Source organism: Allohoeflea poritis (assembly GCF_027889715.1).
GTDB lineage: Bacteria > Pseudomonadota > Alphaproteobacteria > Rhizobiales > Rhizobiaceae > Hoeflea_A > Hoeflea_A poritis.
Genome location: NZ_JAPJZH010000003.1, coordinates 59,357 through 83,940, shown reverse-complemented (window position 1 = coordinate 83,940; position 24,584 = coordinate 59,357). Strand labels below are relative to the sequence as shown.

General features: G+C 61.2%; 28 protein-coding genes. 13 read left to right on the top strand and 15 right to left on the bottom strand.

Annotated features, from left to right (window positions below; translation table 11 throughout):
- Position 1: 1 nt before the first annotated feature.
- From OOZ53_RS05715 to OOZ53_RS05660, 12 genes are all read right to left on the bottom strand, one after another.
- On the bottom strand, positions 2-1,243 hold the full coding sequence (locus tag OOZ53_RS05715) for a class I SAM-dependent RNA methyltransferase (protein WP_271088380.1): 1,242 nt from the start codon (positions 1,241-1,243) through the stop codon (positions 2-4).
- Positions 1,240-2,004, bottom strand: a complete 765-nt coding sequence (locus OOZ53_RS05710; protein ID WP_271088378.1) for a TlyA family RNA methyltransferase — start codon at positions 2,002-2,004, stop codon at positions 1,240-1,242. The genes OOZ53_RS05715 and OOZ53_RS05710 overlap by 4 nt, the downstream gene beginning before the upstream one ends.
- 47 nt (positions 2,005-2,051) lie before the next feature.
- Entirely contained in the window at positions 2,052-2,339 is a 288-nt protein-coding gene (locus tag OOZ53_RS05705) for a hypothetical protein (RefSeq protein ID WP_271088376.1), read from the bottom strand.
- A gap of 108 nt (positions 2,340-2,447) precedes the next feature.
- On the bottom strand, positions 2,448-4,370 hold the full coding sequence (gene dxs, locus OOZ53_RS05700) for a 1-deoxy-D-xylulose-5-phosphate synthase (protein WP_271088375.1): 1,923 nt from the start codon (positions 4,368-4,370) through the stop codon (positions 2,448-2,450).
- A 158-nt stretch (positions 4,371-4,528) separates the two neighbouring features.
- Positions 4,529-4,786: an exodeoxyribonuclease VII small subunit gene (locus tag OOZ53_RS05695; RefSeq protein WP_271088372.1), complete on the bottom strand. Its 258-nt coding sequence runs from the start codon at positions 4,784-4,786 to the stop codon at positions 4,529-4,531.
- A gap of 2 nt (positions 4,787-4,788) precedes the next feature.
- Positions 4,789-5,715, bottom strand: coding sequence for a histone deacetylase family protein (locus OOZ53_RS05690; protein ID WP_271088371.1), 927 nt, complete (start codon positions 5,713-5,715; stop codon positions 4,789-4,791).
- Positions 5,716-5,773: 58 nt separating this feature from the next.
- Positions 5,774-6,880 (bottom strand): 3,4-dihydroxy-2-butanone-4-phosphate synthase, encoded by a 1,107-nt coding sequence (gene ribB / locus OOZ53_RS05685; protein WP_271088370.1) that lies wholly within the window; start codon positions 6,878-6,880, stop codon positions 5,774-5,776.
- Positions 6,881-6,901: 21 nt separating this feature from the next.
- Positions 6,902-7,996: a chorismate synthase gene (aroC, locus tag OOZ53_RS05680; RefSeq protein ID WP_271088369.1), complete on the bottom strand. Its 1,095-nt coding sequence runs from the start codon at positions 7,994-7,996 to the stop codon at positions 6,902-6,904.
- A 143-nt stretch (positions 7,997-8,139) separates the two neighbouring features.
- Positions 8,140-8,754, bottom strand: coding sequence for a histidine phosphatase family protein (locus OOZ53_RS05675; RefSeq protein ID WP_271088367.1), 615 nt, complete (start codon positions 8,752-8,754; stop codon positions 8,140-8,142).
- Positions 8,755-8,786: 32 nt separating this feature from the next.
- Entirely contained in the window at positions 8,787-9,605 is an 819-nt protein-coding gene (gene fabI, locus OOZ53_RS05670) for an enoyl-ACP reductase FabI (protein WP_271088366.1), read from the bottom strand.
- Between the two features lie 139 nt (positions 9,606-9,744).
- Positions 9,745-10,737: a DnaJ C-terminal domain-containing protein gene (locus tag OOZ53_RS05665; RefSeq protein ID WP_271088365.1), complete on the bottom strand. Its 993-nt coding sequence runs from the start codon at positions 10,735-10,737 to the stop codon at positions 9,745-9,747.
- 140 nt (positions 10,738-10,877) lie between these two features.
- Positions 10,878-11,276: an RT0821/Lpp0805 family surface protein gene (locus OOZ53_RS05660; RefSeq protein WP_271088364.1), complete on the bottom strand. Its 399-nt coding sequence runs from the start codon at positions 11,274-11,276 to the stop codon at positions 10,878-10,880.
- Between the two features lie 105 nt (positions 11,277-11,381).
- Here OOZ53_RS05660 and pdxH point away from each other — a divergent pair, with 105 nt between their 5' ends.
- Positions 11,382-12,005 (top strand): pyridoxamine 5'-phosphate oxidase, encoded by a 624-nt coding sequence (gene pdxH, locus OOZ53_RS05655; RefSeq protein WP_271088363.1) that lies wholly within the window; start codon positions 11,382-11,384, stop codon positions 12,003-12,005.
- Between the two features lie 21 nt (positions 12,006-12,026).
- Here the strand turns inward: pdxH and tldD are convergent, their stop codons facing one another.
- On the bottom strand, positions 12,027-13,442 hold the full coding sequence (gene tldD / locus OOZ53_RS05650; RefSeq protein ID WP_271088362.1) for a metalloprotease TldD: 1,416 nt from the start codon (positions 13,440-13,442) through the stop codon (positions 12,027-12,029).
- Positions 13,443-13,569: 127 nt separating this feature from the next.
- On the opposite strand from tldD, the gene OOZ53_RS05645 reads away from it, so the two are divergent.
- Positions 13,570-14,028, top strand: a complete 459-nt coding sequence (locus tag OOZ53_RS05645; protein ID WP_271088361.1) for a DUF1801 domain-containing protein — start codon at positions 13,570-13,572, stop codon at positions 14,026-14,028.
- 15 nt (positions 14,029-14,043) lie between these two features.
- On the opposite strand, the gene OOZ53_RS05640 is transcribed toward OOZ53_RS05645, so the two are convergent.
- Entirely contained in the window at positions 14,044-14,505 is a 462-nt protein-coding gene (locus OOZ53_RS05640; protein ID WP_425499116.1) for an invasion associated locus B family protein, read from the bottom strand.
- A 422-nt stretch (positions 14,506-14,927) separates the two neighbouring features.
- Here OOZ53_RS05640 and coxB point away from each other — a divergent pair, with 422 nt between their 5' ends.
- The 11 genes from coxB (at position 14,928) to rnhA (ending at position 23,962) form a co-directional block, all read left to right on the top strand.
- Positions 14,928-15,818, top strand: a complete 891-nt coding sequence (coxB, locus tag OOZ53_RS05635; RefSeq protein WP_271088359.1) for a cytochrome c oxidase subunit II — start codon at positions 14,928-14,930, stop codon at positions 15,816-15,818.
- A 4-nt stretch (positions 15,819-15,822) separates the two neighbouring features.
- Positions 15,823-17,478, top strand: coding sequence for a cytochrome c oxidase subunit I (gene ctaD, locus OOZ53_RS05630; protein WP_271088358.1), 1,656 nt, complete (start codon positions 15,823-15,825; stop codon positions 17,476-17,478).
- A 71-nt stretch (positions 17,479-17,549) separates the two neighbouring features.
- Positions 17,550-18,485, top strand: a complete 936-nt coding sequence (locus OOZ53_RS05625) for a heme o synthase (RefSeq protein ID WP_271088357.1) — start codon at positions 17,550-17,552, stop codon at positions 18,483-18,485.
- Between the two features lie 2 nt (positions 18,486-18,487).
- Positions 18,488-18,640 carry a hypothetical protein gene (locus OOZ53_RS05620; protein WP_271088764.1) on the top strand — a complete coding sequence of 51 codons (153 nt, stop codon included), beginning with the start codon at positions 18,488-18,490 and terminating at the stop codon, positions 18,638-18,640.
- A gap of 11 nt (positions 18,641-18,651) precedes the next feature.
- A complete protein-coding gene (locus OOZ53_RS05615; protein ID WP_271088356.1) occupies positions 18,652-19,251 on the top strand; it encodes a cytochrome c oxidase assembly protein in 600 nt (199 codons plus the stop codon).
- A gap of 56 nt (positions 19,252-19,307) precedes the next feature.
- Positions 19,308-20,186 carry a cytochrome c oxidase subunit 3 gene (locus tag OOZ53_RS05610; RefSeq protein ID WP_271088355.1) on the top strand — a complete coding sequence of 293 codons (879 nt, stop codon included), beginning with the start codon at positions 19,308-19,310 and terminating at the stop codon, positions 20,184-20,186.
- A 72-nt stretch (positions 20,187-20,258) separates the two neighbouring features.
- Positions 20,259-20,645: a DUF983 domain-containing protein gene (locus OOZ53_RS05605; protein ID WP_271088354.1), complete on the top strand. Its 387-nt coding sequence runs from the start codon at positions 20,259-20,261 to the stop codon at positions 20,643-20,645.
- Positions 20,638-21,402, top strand: coding sequence for an SURF1 family protein (locus tag OOZ53_RS05600; RefSeq protein WP_271088353.1), 765 nt, complete (start codon positions 20,638-20,640; stop codon positions 21,400-21,402). The genes OOZ53_RS05605 and OOZ53_RS05600 overlap by 8 nt, the downstream gene beginning before the upstream one ends.
- 75 nt (positions 21,403-21,477) lie before the next feature.
- Positions 21,478-22,497: a 4-hydroxy-3-methylbut-2-enyl diphosphate reductase gene (gene ispH, locus OOZ53_RS05595; RefSeq protein WP_271088352.1), complete on the top strand. Its 1,020-nt coding sequence runs from the start codon at positions 21,478-21,480 to the stop codon at positions 22,495-22,497.
- Between the two features lie 44 nt (positions 22,498-22,541).
- Positions 22,542-23,525, top strand: coding sequence for a homoserine kinase (locus OOZ53_RS05590; RefSeq protein ID WP_271088351.1), 984 nt, complete (start codon positions 22,542-22,544; stop codon positions 23,523-23,525).
- Positions 23,522-23,962, top strand: a complete 441-nt coding sequence (gene rnhA, locus OOZ53_RS05585) for a ribonuclease HI (RefSeq protein ID WP_271088350.1) — start codon at positions 23,522-23,524, stop codon at positions 23,960-23,962. The genes OOZ53_RS05590 and rnhA overlap by 4 nt, the downstream gene beginning before the upstream one ends.
- Positions 23,963-23,987: 25 nt before the next feature.
- Here the strand turns inward: rnhA and OOZ53_RS05580 are convergent, their stop codons facing one another.
- Positions 23,988-24,473: a peroxiredoxin gene (locus tag OOZ53_RS05580; RefSeq protein ID WP_271088349.1), complete on the bottom strand. Its 486-nt coding sequence runs from the start codon at positions 24,471-24,473 to the stop codon at positions 23,988-23,990.
- Between the last annotated feature and the right edge of the window lie 111 nt (positions 24,474-24,584).

Below are 24,584 nucleotides of genomic sequence, written 5' to 3'. Positions count from 1 at the left end.
GCTAACGCTCAAGAAGGGCGATCGCCTCGACATGCGGCGACCACAGAAACTGGTCGATCGGCAAAACCGAGACAAGCCTGAAGCCGCCATCGATAAGGATACGCAGATCCCGCGCCAGCGTCGCGGGATTGCACGAGACCGCCGCCACTTTTGAAACACCGGACGCCGCGATTTCGCGTGCCTGCGCCTGCGCACCGGCGCGTGGCGGGTCGAAAACCACGCCATCGGTCTTCTTGAGCTCCGCAGTCGAAAGCGGCCGCCGGAATAGGTCACGCCGCTCCACCGTCACGGGTTTCAGGCCGGGCGTGTGGCGGGCCGCCTGATCGAGCGCCTTGAGCGCTGCACCGTCGTTCTCGGCCGCATCCACCGCCGCCTGGCGGGCCAGCGGCAGGGCGAACGTGCCGCAACCGGAAAAAAGATCGGCAATCCTTTTCGCACCATTCAGATGCGCGCCGACGATGTCGATCATCGCTTCCTGGGCCTCGGTGCTGGCTTGCACAAAGCCGGTCGGCGGCGGCAAGACGTCGATGCCGGCAAATTTGAGGACCGGCTTGCGGGCCTCCACCAGGATCTCGGTGCCGAGCGACAGGCGCGCATAGCTGAGCGTGAGCGCTTGCCCAATGGCGTCCTGTCGCGCCTTTTCACGGATTTTGCCTATGCCGTCGACGGCCACGTCAAGGCCCGTCAGGCTTTCAAGCACCTGAATGCGGAACGGCTTGCCGCCATGCGCAAGAATACCTGCGAGCTTGCGAAGACCGGGAAGGGCGGCGACGATGGCCGGCGAAAGAACCGCGCATTCCTCGATGCTCGCGATGATATGGGTTCCCGTCTGATTGAAGCCGAGGACAAGACCGTTCTTGACCGCACGGGCCGAAAAGACCGCGCGGCGTCGGCTGCCGGGTTGGCAGGTGATTAGCGCTTTGATATCCGCATCGATGCCGCGCGCTGAAAGCGCGTCGTTCACAAGCTGTTTTTTCCAGTCATTATAAGCTGTTATGTCCAAGTGCTGAAGCGAGCATCCACCGCATCTATCGCCTTGCGGCCCGAAATGGCGGCAGGGCGGATCGGTGCGCGCCGATGACGGTTCTTCGACCGATACCAACGCTCCCCTGGAGCCGGTCCGCCTGATTGCCACCGTTTCGCCGGGCAGCGCGAAGCCGACATAAAGCGCCTCGCCGTTGATTGTGGCGATGCCGTCGCCCTGCGCGCCGAGCCGCTCGATGGTAACGGATTCCACATTCATTCCTTAACGCCTCCCAGCAGGAACTCGCGATTGCCGTCGCCGCCCTCGATCGGCGAAGGGCACGTTCCCCGGCTTTGCCACCCGGGTTGCGAGCCGAGCCAGTCGGAGAGTTCGGATGCGATCTGCGGACCGAGGGAAGGGTCCTTCAGCAATCCGGCCTTGCCCAGCGCATCCTTTCCCGCCTCGAATTGCGGTTTGACCAGAAGGACGCAGAAACTCCCCTTTGCGGCGAGTGCCAGGGCCGGCGGAAGCGCCAGCCGCAGCGATATGAAGCTCACATCGCTGACAATGGCGTCGATTTCGCGCCCGCCAATGTCATCGCGTGTCAGATAGCGGGCATTGATGCCCTCATGATTGCTCAGGCGCGCATCGTTTCGAAGGCTGTCATGCAGTTGGTCGTGCCCGACATCCACGGCGCAGACATGGACCGCGCCGCGTTCCAGCAGCACCTGCGAAAAGCCGCCGGTCGACGCACCGATGTCGAGGGCATTGCGGCCCGCCGGGTCGAAGCCGAAATGATCGAGGCCGGCGATCAGCTTGAGAGCTGCACGCGATACATATTTTTGCGCTTCATCATTGACGGTGACTGCGGTGCCGGGAACGAAACGGGTGCCGGGTTTCCTGTAGATGGTGCCATCGACAGCAACCGTTCCCCGTGCAATCGCATCGCGTGCCCGTGCCCTGGTCTCGAACAAACCGCGCTCAACGAGCAGCAGATCGAGGCGCATCCTGTCTGGAGAATTGGAGTTTTCGCCACCCATCGCCTCTCATGGCCGCTGTATGGCCCGGAGGCAAGCCTTTTCGAACCTTAGCGCTCAGCGAAGCCGTCGAAGTCTATGGCGAACACTCCGGCGTCGGGAAGTGGCGCGGGCTCCAGTGTGCCGTCCTCGGCACTTCGCGCATGGATCGGCGGATAAAGATAGTGTGGCTCGCCGATCTTGTGCGTGCCGCGGATCATTCCGAGCTTGCCGGCAACGATCGTGATGGCCGCCTGTTCGATCTTGCGGTCATATTTCGGACCGGCATGAGCCGGCGTTGCGGCGCCCGTGCAAAGGCACAGCGCACTGATTGTGGTGGGCAGAACGATTTGCCGCATCTTCCGCATCCCTGTTTGGTTTGCGGAAGAATTTAACAAAATCAGCGTCTAAATGGGTGACTTGCCGTTTGTACGGTTAACACATGGTTCCCGGCAAGGGCGTCGAATTCACGCCTGAGTGGACGTGGATACGAGCCGCTCGTTGCCGAGTGCCTGGAAAGCGGCTTTGACAATGCCCTCACGGTCAAGCCCGGCACGGGCATACATGGCCTCCGGCTTGGCCTGCTGCATGAAGTAGTCCGGCATAACCAATGGCCGGAATTTCAGACCATTGTCGAGCAGGCCTTCATGGGCAAGGAACTGCATGACATGGGAACCGAAGCCGCCGACCGCGCCTTCCTCGACGGTGATCATCACCTCATGGTGCCGCGCCAGTTGCAGGATCAATTCGTGATCCAGCGGTTTTGCAAAGCGGGCATCGGCGACCGTTGCCGGCAGCCCGGCAGCATCGAGGTCCTCCGCCGCGAGCATGCAATCGGCGAGCCGCGTTCCGAAGGAAAGGATGGCCACCTTGCCGCCTTCCTTGATCAGCCGCCCCTTGCCAATTTCAAGCAGCGAGCCGCGTTCTGGCAGATCGACGCCGGCGCCTTCGCCGCGCGGATAGCGGAAGGAAATGGGGCCCTCGTCATAGGCCGCCGCCGTGCGCACCATGTGTTTGAGCTCGGCCTCGTCCGCCGCCGCCATGACGACGAAGCCGGGCAGGGTGGCAAGATAGGTCGTGTCGAACGAACCCGCATGGGTCGGTCCGTCCGCGCCGACGAAACCCGCGCGGTCGATCGGAAAGCGCACCGGCAGCCCCTGAATGGCCACGTCGTGGACGACCTGGTCATAGGCGCGCTGCAGGAATGTCGAATAGAGCGCCGCGAAAGGCCGGTAGCCTTCCGAGGCAATGCCGGCGCAGAAGGTGACGGCGTGCTGCTCCGCGATGCCGACGTCGAAGCAGCGCTCCGGATAGACCTCCAGGAATTTGTCCAGCCCGGTGCCGGACGGCATGGCGGCGGTGACGGCGACGATTTTCTCGTCATGTGCCGCTTCCTCGATCAGCGCGTCGGCAAAGACGCGCGTATAGCTCGGCGCGTTCGGCGGCGCCTTGGCCTGCGCGCCGGTGATGACGTCGAACTTCGACACGCCGTGATATTTGTCGGCCGCTGCCTCCGCGGGGGCGTAGCCCTTGCCCTTTTGCGTCACCACATGGATGAGAACCGGGCCCTGCGCATTGTCGCGCACATTGCGCAGCACCGGCAAAAGGTGGTCGAAACTGTGCCCGTCGATCGGCCCGATATGGTAGAAGCCCAGCTCCTCGAACAGCGTTCCGCCGGTGACGTAGCCGCGTGCATGCTCCACCGCCCGCGTAATCGCGCGGTCAACGGCCTTGCCGAGATAGGCGGTGAGCTTCTTGCCGAATTCGCGCACGCCCATATAGGTACGCCCGGAGGCGAGCCGTGCGAGATAGGCACTCATCGCCCCGGTCGGCGGTGCGATCGACATGTCGTTGTCATTGAGTATGACGATCAGTCGGGCATCGAGCGCGCCAGCATTGTTGAGCGCTTCGTAGGCCATGCCCGCCGACATCGCGCCGTCGCCGATAACCGCGATCACGTTACGCGGCTCCTCCGCCATGGCGCTCGCAACGGCCATGCCGAGGCCGGCCGAAATGGATGTCGAGGAGTGCGCCGCACCGAAAGGGTCGTATTCGCTCTCGGCGCGCCTGGTAAAGCCGGAAAGCCCGTCTTCCTGCCGCAAGGTACGAATACGGTCGCGGCGACCGGTCAGGATCTTGTGCGGATAGCACTGGTGCCCGACATCGAAGATCAGCCGGTCGTGCGGCGTGTCGAATATCTTGTGGATGGCCAGTGTCAGCTCGACGACGCCCAGCCCGGCACCAAGATGGCCGCCGGTAACAGAGACCGCGTCGATCATCTCGGCGCGCAGCTCATCTGCAAGCTGCGGCATGTCCCGATCATCGATGTCTTTAAGGTCCACGGGCACATGCACGCGGTCAAGAAGGGGAGTATCGGGCCGATCGCTCACTATTGCTGCTTCCGTGTCATTTGTCGGTTAACTAGCGCAGTCGCGCATATTGTTAACCTTTTGAGGTATAGCAAGTGCCCAATCGCCGCAAGCTGAGGCGGCCGGTCTGAGGCCCGGTGCACCGAAATTCATCCGAATATGCGGCAAATCTGCACAGCCTAATCGGCGTCGAGCGGCTCCGTTCCGGCGGCCGCGCCGCTGCGGTCCAGGCGAATCTTTTCGATGCGGTCTTCCGCTGCTTTCAGCAGTCTTTCACAGTGCAGTTTCAACGCTTCGCCGCGCTCGTATATCTCGATCGACTGGTTGAGCGGCACATCTCCTGTCTCGAGGCTGGCGACGATCTTTTCAAGCTGGTCCATGGCCTGCTCGAAACTCATCGCGGCAATGTCTTCATTGCCCTTGTTTTCCTTGCTCATGACTAACCCTTCATCAGGCGCTCAACATGCGATGCGGCCGACTCGGCCAAACCCGTGAGATCATAGCCGCCTTCAAGCATGCTTACGAGGCGATTGTCGCAAAAACGCCCTGCGATCTCCATGAGCTGGCCCGTTGCCCAGTCGAAATCGTCTGCCGTCAGGTTGATTTCGGCGAGCGGATCGCGGTGATGCGCATCGAATCCGGCCGAGACGATGACAAGATCGGGGCGCATGTTTTCCAGAGCCGGCAGGACCCGCGTCAGGAACGCCTCGCGGAATTGCTCGCTGCCTGTTTGCGGCGACAGCGGCGCGTTGACGATGTTGCCGGCGCCGGTTTCTTTCCTGGCACCGGTGCCGGGATAAAGCGGCATCTGGTGGGTCGAGCAGTAGAGCACGCTCGCATCCTCCCAGAATATGTCCTGTGAGCCGTTGCCGTGATGCACGTCCCAGTCGACGATGGCGACCCGCTCGGCGCCATGGGTCCGCTGTGCGTGGCGCGCTGCAATGGCTGCCTGGTTGAACAGGCAAAAACCCATCGCCTGGTTCGCTTCGGCATGGTGTCCGGGCGGTCTTGCGGCAAGGAAGACATTGTCCGCCGCGCCGCCAAACACATCGTCGACGCCGGCGATTGCTCCGCCGATGGCAGTCAGGGCCGCCTCCAGGCTCTTGGGGCTGACGCTGGTGTCTTCATCGACCGGAGCCAGGCCTTCCTCCGGGATGGCCGCCTTGACCCTCGCGAGGTGTTCCTCCGGGTGGGCCAGCAGCACGGCATCCTCGTTCGCCGCGTCCGGTTGCTGGCGGTCAAGCGCATCGAAGCGCGTGTCGGCGAAAGCTTCCCCCAGCGCGCGCAGCCGGTCCGGGCGCTCGGGGTGCCCAAGCGGTGTCAGATGTTCAAGATAGATCGGGTGCGTGTAAAGACGTGTTGTCATGTCGCTCCAGACTTTGCTGCAAAATCAGCGCGTTGAGCCCTTTTCCGGAATCTTCTTCTCAGCCTTCGATAACGGTGGTCCTGGAGATCGCGATGCCGAAACCCTCAAGACCGACATAGTGGCGTTCGCGCGATGCGAACAGCTCGATCGACGCGATCCCGAGATCTTTCAGGATTTGTGCGCCAAGCCCGATTTCCAGCCATTCGTTCTCGCGTGCGCGCGCTTCCTCGTGAAATTCACGCTCGCCTGCCGCCTTGCGGCCATTGCCGAAATTTCCGACGCCGACCGAGCCCTCGCGCAGATAGACGATTACGCCGCGCCCGTGCTCCGCGATACGTTGCATATAGTCGTTGATCGGCCGCTCCTGACCGAAGACATCGTCGACGACCGATTCCAGGTGCAGCCGCACCGGTATATCGACACCGTCGCGAATGTCCCCGAATACGATTGCGATATGCTGCATCGGGTCCCAGGGCAGGGAATAGGTGTGTGCGGTCGCTTCCCCGAACGGGGTATCAACGCTGAAGACATCACCCTGTTCGATCAGCGTTTCCTGGCGTTGCCGATAGGCGATGAGATCGGCGACGGAGACCTGTTTGAGTCCGTGCCGTTCGGCGAAATCTGCCACCTGCGGACCGCGTGTCACCGTGCCGTCATCGTTGACGAGTTCACAGATCACACCGACCGGCGGCAGTCCGGCCAACCGGCACAGATCGACCGCGGCTTCCGTGTGGCCGGAACGCATGAGAACGCCGCCCTCGCGCGCAACCAGAGGGAAGATATGGCCGGGCCGCACAAAATCCGCCGCGCCCGCATTCGAATTGGCGAGATTGCGCACGGTCAGGGTCCGGTCATCGGCAGAGATACCGGTCGTCGTACCGTGTTTGTAATCGACCGAGACGGTAAAGGCCGTCGCGTGGGGCGCGTCGTTCTCCGCCACCATTGCGGTCAGGTTGAGCCGCTTGGCATCGGCCCGTGTCATCGGCGCGCAAACAATGCCGGACGTGTGCCGAACGATAAAGGCCATCTTCTCGGGCGTACAGTGAACCGCGGCGATGATCAGATCGCCCTCGTTCTCGCGGCCATCGTCATCGGTGACGACGACGATTTCGCCAGCTTCAAAGGCGCGCAGTGCTTCCACGACCCGTGTCTGATCATATGACATGATGCGTTCTGTTTCCCGATCCTAAAGGCGGCCGGTCTGGCCCCTGTGCCGCAAATAATGGTCGGCAAGCGCGCAGGCAAGCATCGCTTCGCCAATCGGAACTGCCCTTATGCCGACGCAGGGGTCGTGCCGTCCCTTTGTGCGCACGTCGACCTCGTTGCCGTCGGCGTCGATGCTGCGCCGTTCGGTCAGGATCGAGGATGTGGGCTTGACCGCAAATCGCGCGACGATCGGCTGGCCGGTGGAGATCCCGCCCGCGATGCCGCCGGAATTGTTGGACAGGAACACCGGATTTCCGTCGGCGCCCATGCGCATTTCGTCGGCATTTTCCTCGCCGGTAATCGAAGCTGCGCCGAAGCCGTTGCCGATCTCCACGCCCTTGACCGCATTGATCGACATGAGGTTCGAGGCGATATCCTGGTCAAGCTTGGCATAGACGGGGGCGCCGAGCCCGGCGGGAATGCCTTCTGCAATCACCTCGATAATGGCGCCGACCGAGGAGCCCGCCTTGCGCACATCGTCCAGATAGTCTTCCCAGCGCGGCACCGTGTCGGCGTCCGGGCAGAAGAAGGGGTTGTCGGCGACGTTTTCCCAGTTCCAGTTGTCGCGGTTGACGGAAATCGTTCCGATCTGCACCAGGGCGCCGCGCACCGTCATTCCAGGTACGATCTTGCGCGCCAGACCGCCGGCGGCAACCCGTGCGGCGGTTTCCCGGGCGGATGAGCGGCCGCCACCGCGATAGTCGCGGATGCCGTATTTGGCGTCATAGGTGTAGTCGGCATGGCCCGGCCGGTAGCGCCGCGCGATCTCGGAGTAATCCTTCGACCGCTGGTCGGTGTTCTCGATCATCATGGAAACAGGCGTGCCCGTGGTCACGAGTGTTTCGCCATCGTCTTTCGGCATGAAGCCGGAGAGCACCTTGACCGCATCCGCCTCGCGGCGCTGCGTCACGAAACGCGACTGTCCGGGCTTGCGCCGGTCGAGCCAGTGCTGCAGCTCCGCGACCGTGAATTCGATACCGGGAGGACAACCGTCGACAACACAACCGAGGGCAGGGCCATGACTCTCGCCCCATGTGGTGACTCGGAACAGGTGACCGAACGTATTGTGTGACATGTTTCCTGCCTGGAATTGACGCGGCGGCGGCACGTCCGCCGACGGAGCATTGTCCGCGATCCTCATGCACCGTCTAGGCAGTTTTTTTCGGCGGGTCAAATGCTTCGGCGCCGGCCGAAGCGAGCCAGCCGATTGAAAAAGCGCTATCGGGCGGGCGGGGCCAGCCAGTCGAGCGCACCGTCTTCGATTTTGAGAACACGATCTTGCGGGACCGACAGGTCAGCGGCTTGCGCGCCGGGTACGCCGGCGACGATGTGAAACAGCGTGCGAATGACGCCGCCATGGGTGACGCATACGGTCGGCGACGCGATGTCGTTGACCCATGCGGCGACCCGCCAGCTCAGGATTTCATAGCTTTCCGCATTCTCGCCGCGCGGCTGGAAATTCCACTTGTCGCGCACGCGTTCATCGACATGACCCGGGACTGTCTTGACCAACTCTTCATAGGTCTGACCCTCCCAGTCTCCGAAACAGACCTCGATCAGACGTGTGTCGGTGCGGTAGCTGTCAGGCTCGAGGTCCATCGCGCCGCGCAGCAGTTCCATGGTCGCGCGTGTTCGGTTCAGCGGGCTGGAAACGAAATCGTATTTGTCCGTGTGCTCGCCGATCAGCGCTTGAAGGGCGCGGCCGTTGTCAGCCGCCTGCCTGCGTCCGGTCGCGTTGAGAGGAATGTCGCGGGCACCCTGGAAACGACCTTCTATGTTCCAGTCCGTCACGCCGTGCCGGACCACATAAAGCGGCGGCAAAGAAAGTGCCATGATCAACAGCCTCCGTTACAACCGGAGCCGTATCAGTCTTTGATGACGGAAATATCCGGTGCGTCCACAGACTTCATGCCGACCGTGTGATAACCGGAATCTACGTGATGCACTTCGCCGGTCACGGCCACGGACAGATCCGACAGCAGATAGAGCGCCGATGCGCCGACTTCATCGGTGGTGACCGTGCGCTTGAGCGGCGCGTTATATTCATTCCACTTCAAGATATAGCGAAAGTCGCCGATGCCGGAGGCTGCCAGTGTCTTGATCGGGCCGGCTGAGATTGCGTTGACGCGGATGCCGCGACCGCCGAGGTCGACGGCCAGATAGCGGACGCTGGCTTCCAGGGCTGCCTTGGCGACGCCCATGACGTTGTAGTGCGGCATCACCTTTTCAGCGCCGTAATAAGTCAGCGTCAGGATCGAGCCGCCATCGTTCATGATCGCTTCGGCGCGCCTTGCCAGCGCGGCCAGAGAATAGACGGAGATTTCCATTGTCCGGCAGAAATTCTCGCGCGTCGTGTTGACGAAGCGGCCGGTCAGTTCTTCCTTGTCGGAAAATGCGATCGCGTGCACCAGGAAGTCTATCTTGCCCCAGCGTTCTTCCAGGTCGGCGAACACCGCATCCATGCTGGCGGGATCGGTTACGTCGCAATGGCCTGCAACATGGGCTCCAAGCTCGGAAGCGAGCGGTTCGACGCGCTTCTTCAGCGCTTCGCCCTGATAGGTCAGCGCCAGCTCGGCTCCTGCATCGGCGCAGGCCTTGGCGATTCCCCAGGCAATCGATCGATTGTTGGCGACGCCCAAGATAACTCCGCGCTTGCCTTTCATCAGACCCGCACCCAGAACCATATCCCACTCCTTGCTTCTTGCTAACTTGGCTATGGCACAGAGGACAAACGCGTTCAAGACGCTTGCGCTCCACGGGCAACCATCTTGTGCTGCTGCCGGCGGTCGGGCCGGTGCGCTCACCGCCGCGTTGCCATCACGGTCAATCCGTTGATTTGGCGTAGGCGAGCAGGGCGTCGTCCGGGTCTTCCGGAAGCAGGAGCTTCACATTGATGTACAGGTCGCCGCGCCGTTTGTTGCTGTCCGGCAAGCCCTTGCCGCGAATGCGCAGCACACGGTCGGAACCGGACCAGGGCGGAATGGAAACCAGGAGCTTTCCGTCGAGGCCCTCGAACGGCACCTTGGCGCCGAGTATCCCGTCTTTCAGAGGCACCGGCAGGTCGGCCACGAGATCGACACCGTCGGTGCGCAAATACTTGTGCTTCTTGTAACGGATCGTGATGAGGGCATCGCCCATTTTGTCTTCGGGCAGATTTTTGCCCTTGCCGTGCAGGCGCAGAACCCTGCCGTTTTCGATTCCCGCCGGCAGATTGACCTTCACGGTCCGGCCATCGGGAAGGGTGACGCTTTCGCTTGACGTTTTCAGCACACGGTCGAGTGAAATGGCCAATTCCGCATGGATATCGGCCTCATCGACCTGTTGGGTTTCCGGTTCCGGCTCGGGATGGTCATCAAGGCCCGGCGCGTCCTCCGCGGTCTTGCGCACGAAGGATTCGCCGAAGATCCGCTCCATGATTTCCTCGTGGGAATCGTTCTCGAACCCGCCTTTGTCCGCTTCACTGGCCGCATCCGCCGGCTTGTCCCGTTTTGCCTCGTCCGCGGCGGCACTGCTGTTCTTGCTCCGCTTGAAGCTGAATCCATTCCACGGATTGACGCCGGCAAATCCCGAGAAGACGGATTTCCTGGGTGTCGCGCGGCCGGACGAATCGATCTGGCCGCTGTCGAAAAGACGCCGCTTCTTCGCATTGCCGAGGATCTCGTAGGCGTGGTTGACATCGTTGAACCGCGAAGCAGCCCGCGGATTGTTCTGGTTGCGATCCGGATGGCTGGACTTGGCTTTTTTGCGGAATGCGGCCTTGATCTCATCGCCGCTGGCGGTTTTCGGAATACCCAGAACCGCATAGGGATTACGCATGGGACGACCCACCTGAACTCGGACGCCGAACCGGTCGGCAAGGGAACATTGCTACAGGTCGTCGATTCTAGGGCCAAGTTATGAAAAAAGGCTTGATTCCGTCGCTGCCCCGATGTTGCCGTATCGTGCCCGGAAGGTGGCTAGCTCTGCTGGCTCAACGATTTGAGCGACCAGGACTTGGTCAGGCGGGTGCGGCAGATTTCGCCGGTATATTGCGCAACGCCGTCATAGCTGTGCTTGGAGACGATAAAGTCGCGGCAGACTTTTCCGACGGAGCTGCTTTCGCGGATAAAGCTGACCGAGCCGAAATTGCCGGTTGTTGCGTTGTTCCACGGAATGTCCTGAACATGGCCCGGTCTGATTTTTGCCTCGGCGACGGTGTCGGCTATGATCATGTCGTCGGAAGAGCTGTCGACCGCAGGATCGATGGAACCGGACAAGAGGCTGGTATCGGGCTTGTCCTCGACTCCGAGGTCCAGGCCTGAACTCACGCAGCCCGATGCCGCGACAAGCACAGTGAGCAGAACAGCACGAACCATGAAAGAACCCGATTGTCTCTCACGCGATTTTCTGTTCTCTACACACACAAGCTTCAACTGGGTCACTCGAAACAACCACTCAACAGTTCTGACGGTTAACGTACAATGACTAACAACACATTGTTAACGAAAGATGATTTTACCCTTTCCGAGGAGCCGCTCAACCTTTTCGGCGAATGGCTTTCCGACGCGCAGGACAGCGAGTTGAACGACCCCACCGCCGTGTCGCTGGCTACGGTCGACGAGGACGGGTTGCCGAATGTGCGGATGGTTCTGCTCAAGGGATTCGATGAACGCGGCTTCACCATCTACACCAATTTCGAAAGTCAGAAGGGGACTGAATTGTTGGCCTCAAAAAAGGCGGCAATGTGTTTCCATTGGAAATCCCTGCGCCGCCAGGTGCGGCTGCGCGGCGATGTTTCCGTGGTCAGCGACGAGGAGGCCGACGAATATTTCGAAAGCCGGCCGCGCGGCAGCCGCATCGGCGCCTGGGCGTCCAAACAGTCGCGTCCTTTGGAGGGCCGTTTCGCACTGGAAAAATCGGTTGCCGAATACACGGCCAAATATCCGGTCGGCGCGATTCCGAGGCCGCCATACTGGTCCGGCTTCCGGCTGTCGCCCGTGTCGATCGAGTTCTGGCATGACCGCAAGTTCCGGCTGCATGACCGCATCGTGTTCACACGCTCGTCCAAAGGCGGGGGCTGGACGAAGACGCGGCTTTATCCGTAACCGGCCGGACCGGAATGCCGGTCAGGCCTGCGTCCCGCCGACGGTCATCTGGTCCATGCGCAGGTGCGGTTGGCCGACGCCGACGGGCACACTCTGTCCTGCTTTGCCGCACATTCCGATACCGTTATCGAGTTTCGAGTCGTTTCCGACCATCGAAACCCTGTGCATGGCGTCCGGACCATTGCCGATCAGCATTGCGCCCTTGACCGGCGCGCCGACCTTGCCGTTCTCGATAAGATAGGCTTCCGTGCAGCCGAACACGAACTTTCCGGAGGTGATGTCGACCTGACCGCCGCCGAAGGAGACGGCGTATATGCCCTTGTCGACGGAAGCGATGATTTCCTCCGGCGTTTTGTCGCCGCCAAGCATATAGGTGTTGGTCATGCGCGGCATGGGCCGGTGCGCATGTGACTGGCGCCGCCCGTTTCCGGTCGGCTCCATCCCCATCAGCCGCGCGTTCTGGCGGTCCTGCATGTAGCCGACCAACTTTCCGTCCTCGATGAGCACATTGTAGCCCGAGGGCGTGCCTTCATCGTCCATCGTCAGCGACCCGCGCCGCTCGCTGATGGTTCCGTCGTCGACGACCGTCACGCCCTTTGCAGCGACCTGCTCGCCGAGGAGGCCGGCAAAAGCGGATGTTTTCTTGCGGTTGAAGTCGCCTTCGAGGCCGTGGCCGACGGCCTCGTGCAGCATGACGCCGGGCCAGCCGGCTCCCAGTACGACATCGAGGGTACCTGCGGGCGCCGGGATTGCCTCAAGGTTCACGAGGGCCTGCCGCAGCGCCTCGTCGGCGCCGGCCTGCCAGCTGTCCTCGGCGATGAATGCGCCGAAACCGCGCCGCCCGCCGGCTCCGTAGCTGCCGCTTTCCTGTCTGTCGCCGTCGCCGACGACGACACTGATATTGAGCCGCGTGAGCGGCCGGATATCGCGCAGGATCTGCCCGTCAGCCCGCAATATGTTGACCACCTGCCAGCCCGCGGCGAGGGACGCCGTCACCTGCCGGACCTTTTCGTCCTTGCCGCGCAGGTATCCGTCGACCTCTTGCAGCAGCGCCACCTTTTCCGCAAAAGCCGGCGCGCCGATGGGGTTTTCTTCGCCGTAAAGGTGCTTGTTGGTTCGAGCCGGCGCATCCGAATAGGCGCCGCTGTGACCGCGCGTCACGGCGGCCACCGCGTCGCTTGCCCGTTTCAGCGCGGCTTCCGAAAGATCGCCCGAATGGGCATAGCCGACCGCCTCATCGGCAACGGCGCGAAGACCGAAACCCTGATCGCACGAGAAGTTTCCGGCCTTCAGCCTTCCGTCGTCGAAGGTGAGCGCTTCCATCTGGGCGTGTTCAACGAACAGCTCGCCATCATCTGCGCCGGCAAGGCTGTTCTTCACGATCTCCGATACGCGCTCGTCCGAGCAGTCGAAGGTCTTGAGCAAGTCGGTATTCATATCGTCATCCGGATGCGATGGAGCCGAATCGGCGCCATCCTGTTTCGGGAAATGCTGTTCTCCATATATGGTATAGCGCATTCATATCCAATGCGAAGGACGACGCGAGCCGCCGGGAGGCTTTGCCTTGGCTGACAAATCGGGAAAGACGACATCTTCAAAACGGACCGTCGCTCTGAAGACGCGACCGGGCAACGGCGACGTGGATGCATTTCTGGCAGGTATCGAGGATGAGGCGAAGCGCGCGGACAGTCAGGTCCTGATGGACATGATGAACCGCGTGACCGGACGGGATGCCGTCATGTGGGGCTCTTCCATCATCGGCTTCGGAACCTACACCTACACCTATGCGGACGGCCGCTCCGCCCAGTGGATGGTAACGGGATTCTCGCCCCGCAAGACCGCCTTGACGGTCTATGTCATGCCGGGTTTTTCGGCCTATGACCGTCAGTTGTCACGACTCGGGCGCTACAAGACCGGCAAATCCTGCCTCTACATCAAACGCCTGTCGGATGTTGATCTCGATGTTCTCGAAGCGATCGTGGCGGATGCCTACCGGCACATGAAGGAAAACTATCCCGACTGACCGGGTGCGCATGCTTCAGGGCAGGGCGCCGAAACCGTCGGTGAAGCCGGCAAGGTCAACAGGAATCCCGATCCCTTCCTCCGGTGTCTGAAAGACGATGAACGTGGCGATCGTTCCTGCTTTGAGCGTATTGAGCAATGCATCCTCGAGGATCACCTCCGCATAGCAGCCATCAGTGAAGCAGCGTACGAAATAGGCTCTTCCGATATCCTTGCCGTCAACATTCAGTCCAAGACCGTTGGGAAGCAGCACACCGAGCGGCGCGAGCACACGCAGCACACGTGCCTGCTTGTCCGCGGTCTTGAGCACGACCACCGAAAGCCCGATTTCCGGACGGTCTTCGGCAATGACGTTCTGCATCAGAGCGCATTGCTCGCTGGAAGCGCCGGCCGGCTGGTCGCATACAATCGACCAGGCCCCGTGATTGGAACGAACGGTTCCCGGTTGCTGGGCGACGGCCGATACGGTCAGACCCATTGCCGAGACCGCAAATGCAATGACGGCAAGTTTCAGTTTCTTCAGTTGCGGCATGTTTGCTCCAGCGCTACCCGAATCATTCGCGTTATTGTGTATTCGCCCATTGGCAATTGGAAGGTTCATGTTCCTACGGGCTTGTCGGAGGCGGGCCTAGTGCACAAATGCGGCGACAATCGCGCAGCGAACGGTCCCTCTGCATTGAAGGGATTTTCAGATTGATCAATTTGGCTTTTTTTGCACATGCGGCACGCGCATATCAAGGCGGCATGCGCATTTAGCCGGTTCAATTGCTTAAAATGTCGCACCGAAAGGTCTGTCAGCCAGTTGCGATTGGCTCTAAACTATGATTTTAAGCGCAGTCAATCAGAGGGAAAAATGCGCCTCCGCGAGACCGGCCGGCGTATGCTCGAGGGAGAATTGTCGTGAAATTTCTCATCCAGGCAGTTTGGGCGCTGCTTGCCACATGGCTTCTGGCAACCCAGGCGCACGCCGCGCAGCCGGTAGACTGGCAGTTGGGTTTCCAGCCGGCCGTTACCGATATCATGCGTGAGATCGACTGGTTCAATACCTACACATTGTGGTTCATCATTCCGATCTCCTTGCTGGTGCTCCTGCTGCTGGTTATCGTCATCCTGCGTTTCCGCAGGGGCGCGAACCCCAATCCCTCGAAAACGAGCCACAACACCACCATCGAAGTCATCTGGACAGTCGGGCCGGTGATCATCCTGCTGTGTCTGGCCATTCCGTCGTTCCAGTTGCTCAATGCCCAGTATTCGCCGCCGGAGGAACCGCAGCTCACGATCAAGGCGACAGGCTACCAGTGGTACTGGGGCTATGAATACCAGGTTGAGGAAGAGGTATCTTTCGATTCGATCCTCCTGGCCGATGATGACCGCGCCGACTATGGCAAGGAAGATCGCGGTGAATATCCCAGGCTTCTGGCCGTCGACAACGAGATGGTCGTCCCGGTCGGCATGACCGTGCGCCTCCTGGTCACTGCAGGTGACGTCATTCACTCCTACGCCATGCCGGCCTTCGGCGTGAAGATGGACGCCGTTCCCGGCCGCATGAACGAAACATGGTTCAAAGCCGACCGCGAGGGTCTCTATTACGGCCAGTGTTCGGAACTGTGCGGCAAGGATCATGCCTATATGCCGATCGGCGTGCGTGTCGTGTCAGTGGAGCAATACGGTGCCTGGCTCGCCGCGGCCGCTGACGATGTCGAGGCTGCCAACGCGCAGCTGATGGCGTCGATCGAAGCAGAAAAAACCGTTGAGCTCGCTGCCAACGAAGCACAGAAGATCGAGGAGTAAACCCATGGCCGGAGCTACAGCAGCACACGATGCTCACGATCATAAGCCGGTCGGCTTTATCCGCCGCTGGGTTTATTCGACGAACCACAAGGACATCGGCACGCTCTATCTGATCTTTGCGATCATTGCGGGTGTTATCGGCGGTGCGCTGTCCATCTTCATGCGCTGGGAGCTGCAGGAGCCGGGGATCCAGATCTTCCACGGTCTCGCGGCCATGGTTTACGGCTTCGAGGGTGATGCCGCGATTGACGGCGGCAAGCAGATGTACAACGTGTTCACCACCGCGCATGGCCTCATCATGATCTTCTTCATGGTCATGCCGGCTTTGATCGGGGGTTTTGCCAACTGGATGGTGCCGATCATGATCGGCGCGCCGGACATGGCGTTTCCGCGCATGAACAACATCTCCTTCTGGCTGCTGCCGCCGGCCTTTATCCTGCTGCTGCTGTCCATGTTCGTGGAGGGACCGACTGGTGCCTACGGTGTCGGGGGAGGGTGGACGATCTACCCGCCATTGTCGACGACCGGGCAACCGGGGCCGGCGATGGATTTCGCCATCCTGTCACTGCACATCGCCGGCGCCTCTTCGATCCTCGGCGCGATCAACTTCATCACGACGATCTTCAACATGCGCGCCCCGGGCATGACGCTGCACAAGATGCCGCTGTTCGCCTGGTCCGTGCTGATCACCGCCTTCCTGCTGCTTCTGTCGCTGCCGGTTCTGGCGGGTGGCATCACCATGCTTTTGACCGACCGAAATTTCGGCACGTCCTTCTTCTCGCCTGAAGGCGGGGGCGATCCGATCCTGTTCCAGCATCTGTTCTGGTTCTTCGGCCATCCGGAAGTGTACATTCTGATCCTGCCTGCCTTCGGCATCGTCAGCCACATCGTCGCGACCTTCTCGCGCAAGCCGGTCTTTGGCTATCTCGGAATGGCCTATGCCATGGTCGCCATCGGTGCCGTCGGCTTTATCGTGTGGGCGCACCACATGTACACGGTCGGCCTGTCGCTTGACGCGCAGCGTTACTTCGTCTTCGCGACGATGGTGATCGCCGTTCCGACCGGCGTGAAGATCTTTTCCTGGATCGCGACCATGTGGGGCGGCTCGCTGACCTTCCGCACACCGATGTTGTGGGCGCTCGGCTTCATCTTCCTGTTCACCGTCGGCGGCGTGACCGGCGTTCAGCTGGCCAATGCCGGTCTCGACCGCGCAATGCACGACACCTACTACGTGGTGGCCCATTTCCACTACGTGCTGTCGCTCGGTGCCGTGTTCGGCATCTTCGCCGCCTGGTACTACTGGTTCCCCAAGATGACGGGCTACATGTATAACTCATGGATCGCCAAGACCCATTTCTGGGTCATGTTCATCGGCGTGAACCTGGTATTCTTCCCGCAGCACTTCCTGGGTCTGGCGGGCATGCCGCGCCGCTACATCGACTACCCCGATGCCTATGCGGGCTGGAATGCCGTTTCCTCATACGGTTCGTACCTTTCAGCGATCGGCGTGGTTATCTTCCTGTTCGGCGTATGGGAGGCATTTGCCAAGAAACGCCAGGCGGAGGACAATCCCTGGGGCGAGGGCGCGACGACCCTGGAATGGAAGCTCAGCTCGCCGCCGCCGTTCCACCAGTGGGAACAGCTGCCGCGCATCAAATAGATACATCCGATTGGCGGAGCCGCATACGCGGCTCTTGCCTGTAACGACAACGGGAAATCAAGTTCACAGCAATGGCGATAACCGGCGAACAGGGCGCATTGAACGGAGCGGAACTCGGCCTTTCCCAGGCCGAGCCCGGCGATTATTTCGCGCTTCTGAAGCCGCGCGTCATGTCGCTGGTGGTGTTTACCGCCTTCGTGGGCATGATCATTGCCCCCGGTACGATCCATCCCTTCCTCGGCATGGTCTCCATCCTGTGCATAGCCGTTGGTGCCGGCGCTTCGGGCGCGCTGAACATGTGGTACGATGCCGACATTGACGCCGTCATGTCGCGGACCGCATCGCGTCCCGTTCCGGCCGGTCGGGTCGGACCCTCCGAGGCGCTTGCCTTCGGCCTGGTGCTTTCGGCGTTTTCGATCCTGACACTCGGATTGCTGGTCAACTGGCTTTCAGCCGCGCTGCTTGCTTTCACGATTTTCTTCTACGTCGTGATCTACACGATGTGGCTGAAGCGCTCGACGCCGCAGAACATCGTCATCGGCGGTGCCGCCGGCGCGCTGCCTCCGATGATCGGCTGGGCCTGTGTCACCGGTTCGGTCTCGTGGGAGAGCTTCGTCCTGTTCCTGATGATCTTTCTGTGGACGCCGCCGCATTTCTGGGCGCTGGCGCTTTTCAAGCAGGGCGACTACCACAAGGCCGGGGTTCCGATGCTGCCGAATGTTGCAGGCGTGAAATCCACCAAGCGGCAGATCTTTGTCTATGCGATCATCACGGCGCTGGTCGGCGTTCTGCCCTATTGGATGGGCTTCGCCAGCGCCGCTTACGGCATCCTTGCGACCGGATTGGGGCTGGGCTTTGTCTGGTACGCCTACAAGGTGCTGCGCATGAGCCCGGCGGACGAGAAGATGAAGCCGGCCAAGGCAATGTTCGGATTCTCGTTGATCTACCTGTTCGCCCTGTTTGCCACACTGCTCGTCGACGGCCTGACCCAGGGTGCCGGAGCATGAGCATGATTGAACGCGTGGATCTCACCGACCAGCAGAAGCGTGCCCGCCGCCGCCGTTCGATTGCCCTTGCGCTCGTGCTTGCAGCGCTTGTGGTGCTCTTCTACGTCGCAACGATCGTCAAGTTCGGCCCGGCCATACTTGACCGGGCGCTATAACGGGTTGTGCGATGAGCGATAGCGGAACCAACAAGAACAAAGGCAACTGGCGTGTCCCGGCAGCGTGCGTCGGCGTTGTCGTCGCGATGGCCGGCATGTCCTATGCTGCGGTTCCGCTCTATCAGCTTTTCTGCCAGGTGACCGGCTATGGCGGCACGACACAGCGCGCCGAGCAATATTCGGACACGATTCTCGATCGCAAGATCACGGTCCGTTTCGACGCCAATACGGCGGGTGGACTGGGCTGGGACTTCAAACCGGTTGAGCGCGAAGTCGTATTGCGTATCGGCGAGACGAAGCAGGCATCCTACGTGGCCCTGAATGTCGGAAGCGCCGCAAGCTCCGGGCAGGCGACATTCAATGTCACGCCGCAGTCGGCGGGCGCCTATTTCAACAAGGTCGAATGCTTCTGCTTCACCGAAACGGAACTGGCGCCGGGCGAAAGCCTCGACATGCCGGTCGTCTTTTTTGTCGACCCGGCGATCGTCGACGCGCCGGAAACGAAGAATATCAACGCGATAACGCTGTCCTACACGTTCTATCCGCTGGACACGGAAAAGCCGGTGGCCGAGGCCGTGACCGGCGAAGCGGACGACAAGGACAGGCTTTAGAAACGATGCTGCAGCAGATTGCAGCCGTAAGGAAAAGGTAGTTCGGGGACTTGAAAATGGCTGATGCGCATCAAAAGCAGCATGATTATCACATAATCGATCCCAGCCCGTGGCCGTTCATCGGCTCGGTCGGCGCTTTGATTATGGCCATCGGCGGCATCGTCTACATGCGCTACCTGGCAGGCGGGTCGCTGGAGATATTCGGCATCGAAGCGGCCAATCCCTGGCTGTTCTTCATCGGCCTTGCCATCGTCCTCTACACGATGTTCGGGTGGTGGTCGGATTGCATCAAGGAAAGCCACGAAGGTCACCATACGCGGGTCGTGTCGCTGCATCTGCGCTATGGCATGATCATGTTCATCGCCTCCGAGGTGATGTTCTTCGTCGCCTGGTTCTGGGCTTTCTTCGACGCCGCGATCTTTGCAGGAGAGGCAGCGCAGGTCGCCCGTGTCGAACATACGGGCGGACAATGGCCACCGGTCGGCATCGAGGTGCTGGATCCGATGCACCTGCCGCTCTACAACACGATCATCCTGCTTCTGTCCGGAACGACGGTGACCTGGGCGCACCATGCGCTGTTGCATGATGATCGGCGCGGGCTGGTGACGGGCCTGGTGCTGACGGTTGTGCTGGGTGTCCTGTTCTCCTGCGTCCAATACTACGAATACGTTCACGCCCCGTTTGCCTTCCGGGATTCGATCTATGGCGCCACCTTCTTCATGGCCACCGGTTTCCATGGTTTCCACGTTCTGGTCGGCACCATCTTCCTGATCGTCTGCCTGATCCGTGCGGCTGCCGGGGATTTCACGCCGAAGAAGCATTTCGGCTTCGAGGCCGCGGCCTGGTACTGGCACTTTGTTGACGTGGTATGGCTGTTCCTGTTCTTCAGCATCTACATCTGGGCCTCCTGGGGCGCAGAGATCGCCGCGCACTGACGAAAGCGGCATGCATTTTGGGAGGGGGCGCCGCGCCTGACGCGTGCGCCCCCATTTCTTTGGAGCCGCTGCATGAGCACTGACGACAGCAGACAATATCCGCCGGTGGATCCGTACCGCGCCGGCATCTTCGGTCGCTGTCCGCGCTGCGGCAAGGGCCGGCTGTTCGACGGCTATATCAAGGTCGGGACGTCCTGTCCGAATTGCGGCCTGGATTACGGCTTTGCCGATGCCGGAGACGGTCCTGCCGTCTTTGTCATTCTGCTGATCGGTTTCCTTGTGGTCGGCCTTGCGCTGTGGGCGGAGGTCTCCTTTTCGCCGCCTCTGTGGCTTCATCTGCTCATATGGATCCCGTTGAGTGCGGGCCTCTGCCTGCTGCTGCTGCGCGCCCTTAAGGGTGTGCTGATCACCCTGCAATACAAGAACAACGCCCATGAGGGCGAACTCGACAATGGCTGACGACAAGCCGAAAGCCCCTGAAGCTGCCGCACCCGGCCGTGGGCGTTCCGTGGCGGTTGTGCTGGCCTTTGCGCTTCCGGCACTTGCCTTCCTGTTGCTGCTCGGCAATTGGCAACTGAACAGGCTTGCCTGGAAGGAGGGGCTGCTCGCCACGATCGAAGAACGCATGGTCCGGTCTCCGGAACCCGTTGACGCGGTTCTTGCCGAATGGGAACGCTCCGGCGATGTCGACTACATGCCCATGCGCGCGGACGGCGTGTTCCTGCACGAGGCCGAACAGCATTACCTGGCGACCCATGAAGGGCAATCGGGCTGGTATATCTATACGCCGCTCACACTGGCCGACGGACGGACCGTTCTCGTCAATCGCGGTTTCGTCCGCTATGACATGAAAGATCCGGCGAAACGCGACTGGCAGCCGGTCGGGGGTCAGGTATCAATCGTCGGATTTGCCCGTAACCCGCTCTCGGAAAAGCCGGGACGGCTTGTACCCGACAATGAGCCGGCGAACCGCATCTGGTACTGGAAGGATTTCTCCGGCATGGCGGATGCCATGGGGTTGGACGAAACAAGCCTTGTGCCGTTCTTTGTCGACGCGGCGACGACAAACGGTGCGACGGCGGCGGGTCCTGTGGGCGGCGTCACGCGTGTGTCACTGCCCAACAATCACCTGCAATATGCGATAACCTGGTTCGGACTGGCCGCGGCCCTGCTGGCCGTTACCGGCATATATCTGTGGCGCCTGCTGCGGCGATAGGATCGAAATAGGGGCGGGGTGTTTCTTCATCGAAACACTTGCTCTACAAGTTTTGCAGACTATTTCGGAATAGCGATGACCAAGCTTTCGAAGCCACCATTGACCATCCGCCTGTGCGGCCCGCGCGGTTTTTGCGCCGGCGTTGACCGCGCTATCCAGATCGTTGTCCTGGCGCTGAAGAAATACGGAGCGCCGGTCTATGTCCGGCACGAGATCGTTCACAACCGTTATGTCGTCGAGGGCCTGCGCGAGCGGGGCGCCGTCTTTGTCGAGGAACTGGACGAAATTCCGCCCGAACACAGCGGCCAGCCGGTGATCTTCTCGGCCCATGGCGTGCCGAAGTCGGTTCCGGCCGACGCCGCGGCCCGGAACCTGTTCTATCTCGACGCAACCTGTCCGCTGGTATCCAAGGTTCACAAGCAGGCCATGCGCCACCAGCGCCTCGGCAGGCATGTGATCCTGATCGGCCATGCCGGTCATCCGGAAGTGATCGGCACAATGGGGCAGTTGCCCTCCGGCGCCGTAAGCCTGATCGAATCGGAAGAGGATGCCCGGGAATACGCGCCGGCCGATGCCGACAATCTCGGCTTCGTTACGCAAACGACACTGTCCGTCGAAGACACGGCCGGCATCATCGATATTTTGCAGTCGCGTTTTCCGATGTTGGCCGCGCCAGCGGCCGAATCCATCTGCTATGCGACGACCAACCGGCAGGAGGCGGTCCGGGCGGCTGCGCCCGGTTGCGATCATTTCCTCATTGTCGGGGCTCCCAACTCGTCCAATTCGAAGCGCCTTGTGGAGGTCGCTTTGCGCTTTGGCGCTCACAATGCTCTGCTCGTCCAACGCGCTTCCGAACTGCCATGGGGCGATCTGGACCCGGACCGGACCCGGACCATCGGCTTGTCCGCCGGCGCATCGGCGCCGGAGATCATCGTTGACGAGATCATCGAGGCTTTCCGCGAACGCTTCGAGGTCACCATCGATCTCGCCGAGACGGCTGTGGAGGACGAGAACTTTCTGGTCATGCGCGACCTTCGCGATATTGAGTTGACCGGCGCGGACATGGCATTTGTCAATGGCGGCGGTCAGGGGTAACACCGGCGCAAGACATTCGTCCCGCGGGTTTGAAGGACCGGAATTTGGCAGTCTATACCGACATCACCGAGGCTGAACTGCGGGCGTTTCTCGAGCCATACGATATCGGGGAACTTCTGTCCTATAAGGGTATTGCCGAGGGCGTCGAGAATTCCAACTTCCTCATGCACACCGAGAAGGGCTCGTTTATCCTGACGCTTTACGAAAAGCGCGTCGATCGCAACGACCTGCCGTTCTTCCTCGGCCTCATGGAACATCTGGCGGAAAGCGGGCTGACATGCCCTTTGCCGGTTCACCGCCGCGACGGCATAGTCCTCGGCGAATTGGCCGGCCGTCCCGCAGCCGTCATCACGTTTCTGGAAGGCATGTGGCCGCGCCGTCCGACGCCCGACCACTGCCGCGAGGTCGGCAAGGTTGCGGCCATGCTGCATCTGAGCGGACGCGGCTTCGACCGCAGCCGGAAAAACGCTCTGTCCGTGCGCGCCTGGCGCCCGCTGTGGAACCAGTCGGCCGCGAGAGCCGACGAGGTCGAGCCGGGCCTGTCGCGGGAAGTCGAGGCGGACCTTGAGCGGCTGGAGGAAAACTGGCCTGACGGACTGCCGTCGGGGGTCATCCACGCCGATCTCTTCCCGGACAACGTGTTCTTTCTCGGAGAGACGCTTTCCGGGGTCATCGATTTCTACTTCGCCTGCAACGACCTGTTTGCCTATGACGTTGCCGTTTGCCTCAACGCCTGGTGTTTCGAGCGGGACGGCGCGTTCAACATGACCAAGGGCCTGGCGCTGCTTTCCGGGTACCAGTCGGTGCGGCCCGTGACCGCCGCCGAAGCCGAGGCGCTTCCCATGCTGGCGCATGGCGCCGCGCTGCGCTTCTTCCTGACCCGTTTGTACGACTGGCTGAATGTGCCGGATGGCGCCATGGTGGTGAAGAAGGACCCGATGGAATATCTGCGATACATGCGCTTTCACCGCAATATAGGCAGTGCTGCCGAATACGGTCTGCGCCAATCGGGAGCGGAATCGCATTGAAGCACGTTGAGATCTTCACCGACGGCGCCTGTTCGGGCAATCCCGGGCCGGGCGGCTGGGGCGCCATCCTGCGATATGGCAGGATCGACAAGGAACTGTCCGGCGGCACGGCGGATACGACCAACAATCGAATGGAACTGACTGCCGCGATCGAGGCTCTGAATGCGCTCAAGGAGCGTTGCCGCGTCGATCTCTACACCGATTCATCCTACGTCAAGGACGGTATCGGCGGCTGGATCGAGGGCTGGAAGCGCAACGGCTGGAAGACATCGGCCAAAAAGCCGGTCAAGAATGCCGATCTGTGGCAGGCGCTGGAGGAGGCGCGCAACCGGCACGACGTGACCTGGCACTGGATCAAGGGCCACGCCGGTCACCCGGAGAATGAGCGGGCCGACGAGCTTGCCCGCATGGCCATGGCGCCCTTCAAGGCGCCATAGCGAGGGCAGGGCGCAACAGGAGGCGCTAAAGCTGTTCGATGAGGGCGGCAGCGCCGGACGTCACCGCTTCTCCCGGCGAATCCTCGACATTCAGCGACACCACCTTGCCATCGTCGACGATCATGGAATAGCGCTTGGAACGGATGCCCAGCGTCCCGGCGGAAAGGTCGGCATCCATGCCGATGGCCTTGGTGAATGCGGCGTCCCAGTCCGCAAGATAGCGGATCTTGCCTTCGCCGCCGGTTGCCGCGGCCCAGGCGCCGACGACGAAGGCGTCATTGACCGACAGAACGACGATTTCATCAACACCCTTTGCCAGGATCGTATCGCGGTTCTGCAGATAGCCCGGAAGATGATTGAGGTGGCAGGTGGGCGTGAAGGCGCCGGGAACGGCGAACAGAACCACCTTCTTGCCGTCGAAGATGCTCGAGGTGGAGACTTCATTCATGCCTTCGGAGGTTGCCTCTTTCAGGGTAAGCTCGGGCAGTTTGTCGCCAACGGAAATTGTCACGGTCGTATTCCTCCAAAAATCTGGCGCGGTGCCAATCGGTTGCAATTATGTAAGGCAGGAGCGCCCCTGGGGCAGGGCGCCATACAAGGCCAAAATAGGAATTCCGGCGAT

Excerpts from the sequence above, each read along its gene's own strand:
- OOZ53_RS05610 (WP_271088355.1), top strand. The coding sequence starts at position 19,308 with ATGGCTGATGCGCATCAAAAGCAGCATGATTATCACATAATCGATCCC.
- OOZ53_RS05675 (WP_271088367.1), bottom strand. The coding sequence starts at position 8,754 with ATGGCACTTTCTTTGCCGCCGCTTTATGTGGTCCGGCACGGCGTGACG.
- aroC (WP_271088369.1), bottom strand. The coding sequence starts at position 7,996 with ATGTCACACAATACGTTCGGTCACCTGTTCCGAGTCACCACATGGGGC.
- ctaD (WP_271088358.1), top strand. The coding sequence starts at position 15,823 with ATGGCCGGAGCTACAGCAGCACACGATGCTCACGATCATAAGCCGGTC.
- OOZ53_RS05615 (WP_271088356.1), top strand. The coding sequence starts at position 18,652 with ATGAGCGATAGCGGAACCAACAAGAACAAAGGCAACTGGCGTGTCCCG.
- OOZ53_RS05710 (WP_271088378.1), bottom strand. The coding sequence starts at position 2,004 with ATGGGTGGCGAAAACTCCAATTCTCCAGACAGGATGCGCCTCGATCTG.
- OOZ53_RS05715 (WP_271088380.1), bottom strand. The coding sequence starts at position 1,243 with ATGAATGTGGAATCCGTTACCATCGAGCGGCTCGGCGCGCAGGGCGAC.
- OOZ53_RS05640 (WP_425499116.1), bottom strand. The coding sequence starts at position 14,505 with ATGGGTCTGACCGTATCGGCCGTCGCCCAGCAACCGGGAACCGTTCGT.
- ispH (WP_271088352.1), top strand. The coding sequence starts at position 21,478 with ATGACCAAGCTTTCGAAGCCACCATTGACCATCCGCCTGTGCGGCCCG.
- OOZ53_RS05620 (WP_271088764.1), top strand. The coding sequence starts at position 18,488 with ATGATTGAACGCGTGGATCTCACCGACCAGCAGAAGCGTGCCCGCCGC.
- OOZ53_RS05625 (WP_271088357.1), top strand. The coding sequence starts at position 17,550 with ATGGCGATAACCGGCGAACAGGGCGCATTGAACGGAGCGGAACTCGGC.
- OOZ53_RS05600 (WP_271088353.1), top strand. The coding sequence starts at position 20,638 with ATGGCTGACGACAAGCCGAAAGCCCCTGAAGCTGCCGCACCCGGCCGT.
- OOZ53_RS05705 (WP_271088376.1), bottom strand. The coding sequence starts at position 2,339 with ATGCGGCAAATCGTTCTGCCCACCACAATCAGTGCGCTGTGCCTTTGC.
- ribB (WP_271088370.1), bottom strand. The coding sequence starts at position 6,880 with ATGTCATATGATCAGACACGGGTCGTGGAAGCACTGCGCGCCTTTGAA.
- OOZ53_RS05690 (WP_271088371.1), bottom strand. The coding sequence starts at position 5,715 with ATGACAACACGTCTTTACACGCACCCGATCTATCTTGAACATCTGACA.
- tldD (WP_271088362.1), bottom strand. The coding sequence starts at position 13,442 with ATGAATACCGACTTGCTCAAGACCTTCGACTGCTCGGACGAGCGCGTA.
- OOZ53_RS05695 (WP_271088372.1), bottom strand. The coding sequence starts at position 4,786 with ATGAGCAAGGAAAACAAGGGCAATGAAGACATTGCCGCGATGAGTTTC.
- OOZ53_RS05605 (WP_271088354.1), top strand. The coding sequence starts at position 20,259 with ATGAGCACTGACGACAGCAGACAATATCCGCCGGTGGATCCGTACCGC.
- pdxH (WP_271088363.1), top strand. The coding sequence starts at position 11,382 with ATGACTAACAACACATTGTTAACGAAAGATGATTTTACCCTTTCCGAG.
- OOZ53_RS05660 (WP_271088364.1), bottom strand. The coding sequence starts at position 11,276 with ATGGTTCGTGCTGTTCTGCTCACTGTGCTTGTCGCGGCATCGGGCTGC.
- OOZ53_RS05665 (WP_271088365.1), bottom strand. The coding sequence starts at position 10,737 with ATGCGTAATCCCTATGCGGTTCTGGGTATTCCGAAAACCGCCAGCGGC.
- fabI (WP_271088366.1), bottom strand. The coding sequence starts at position 9,605 with ATGGTTCTGGGTGCGGGTCTGATGAAAGGCAAGCGCGGAGTTATCTTG.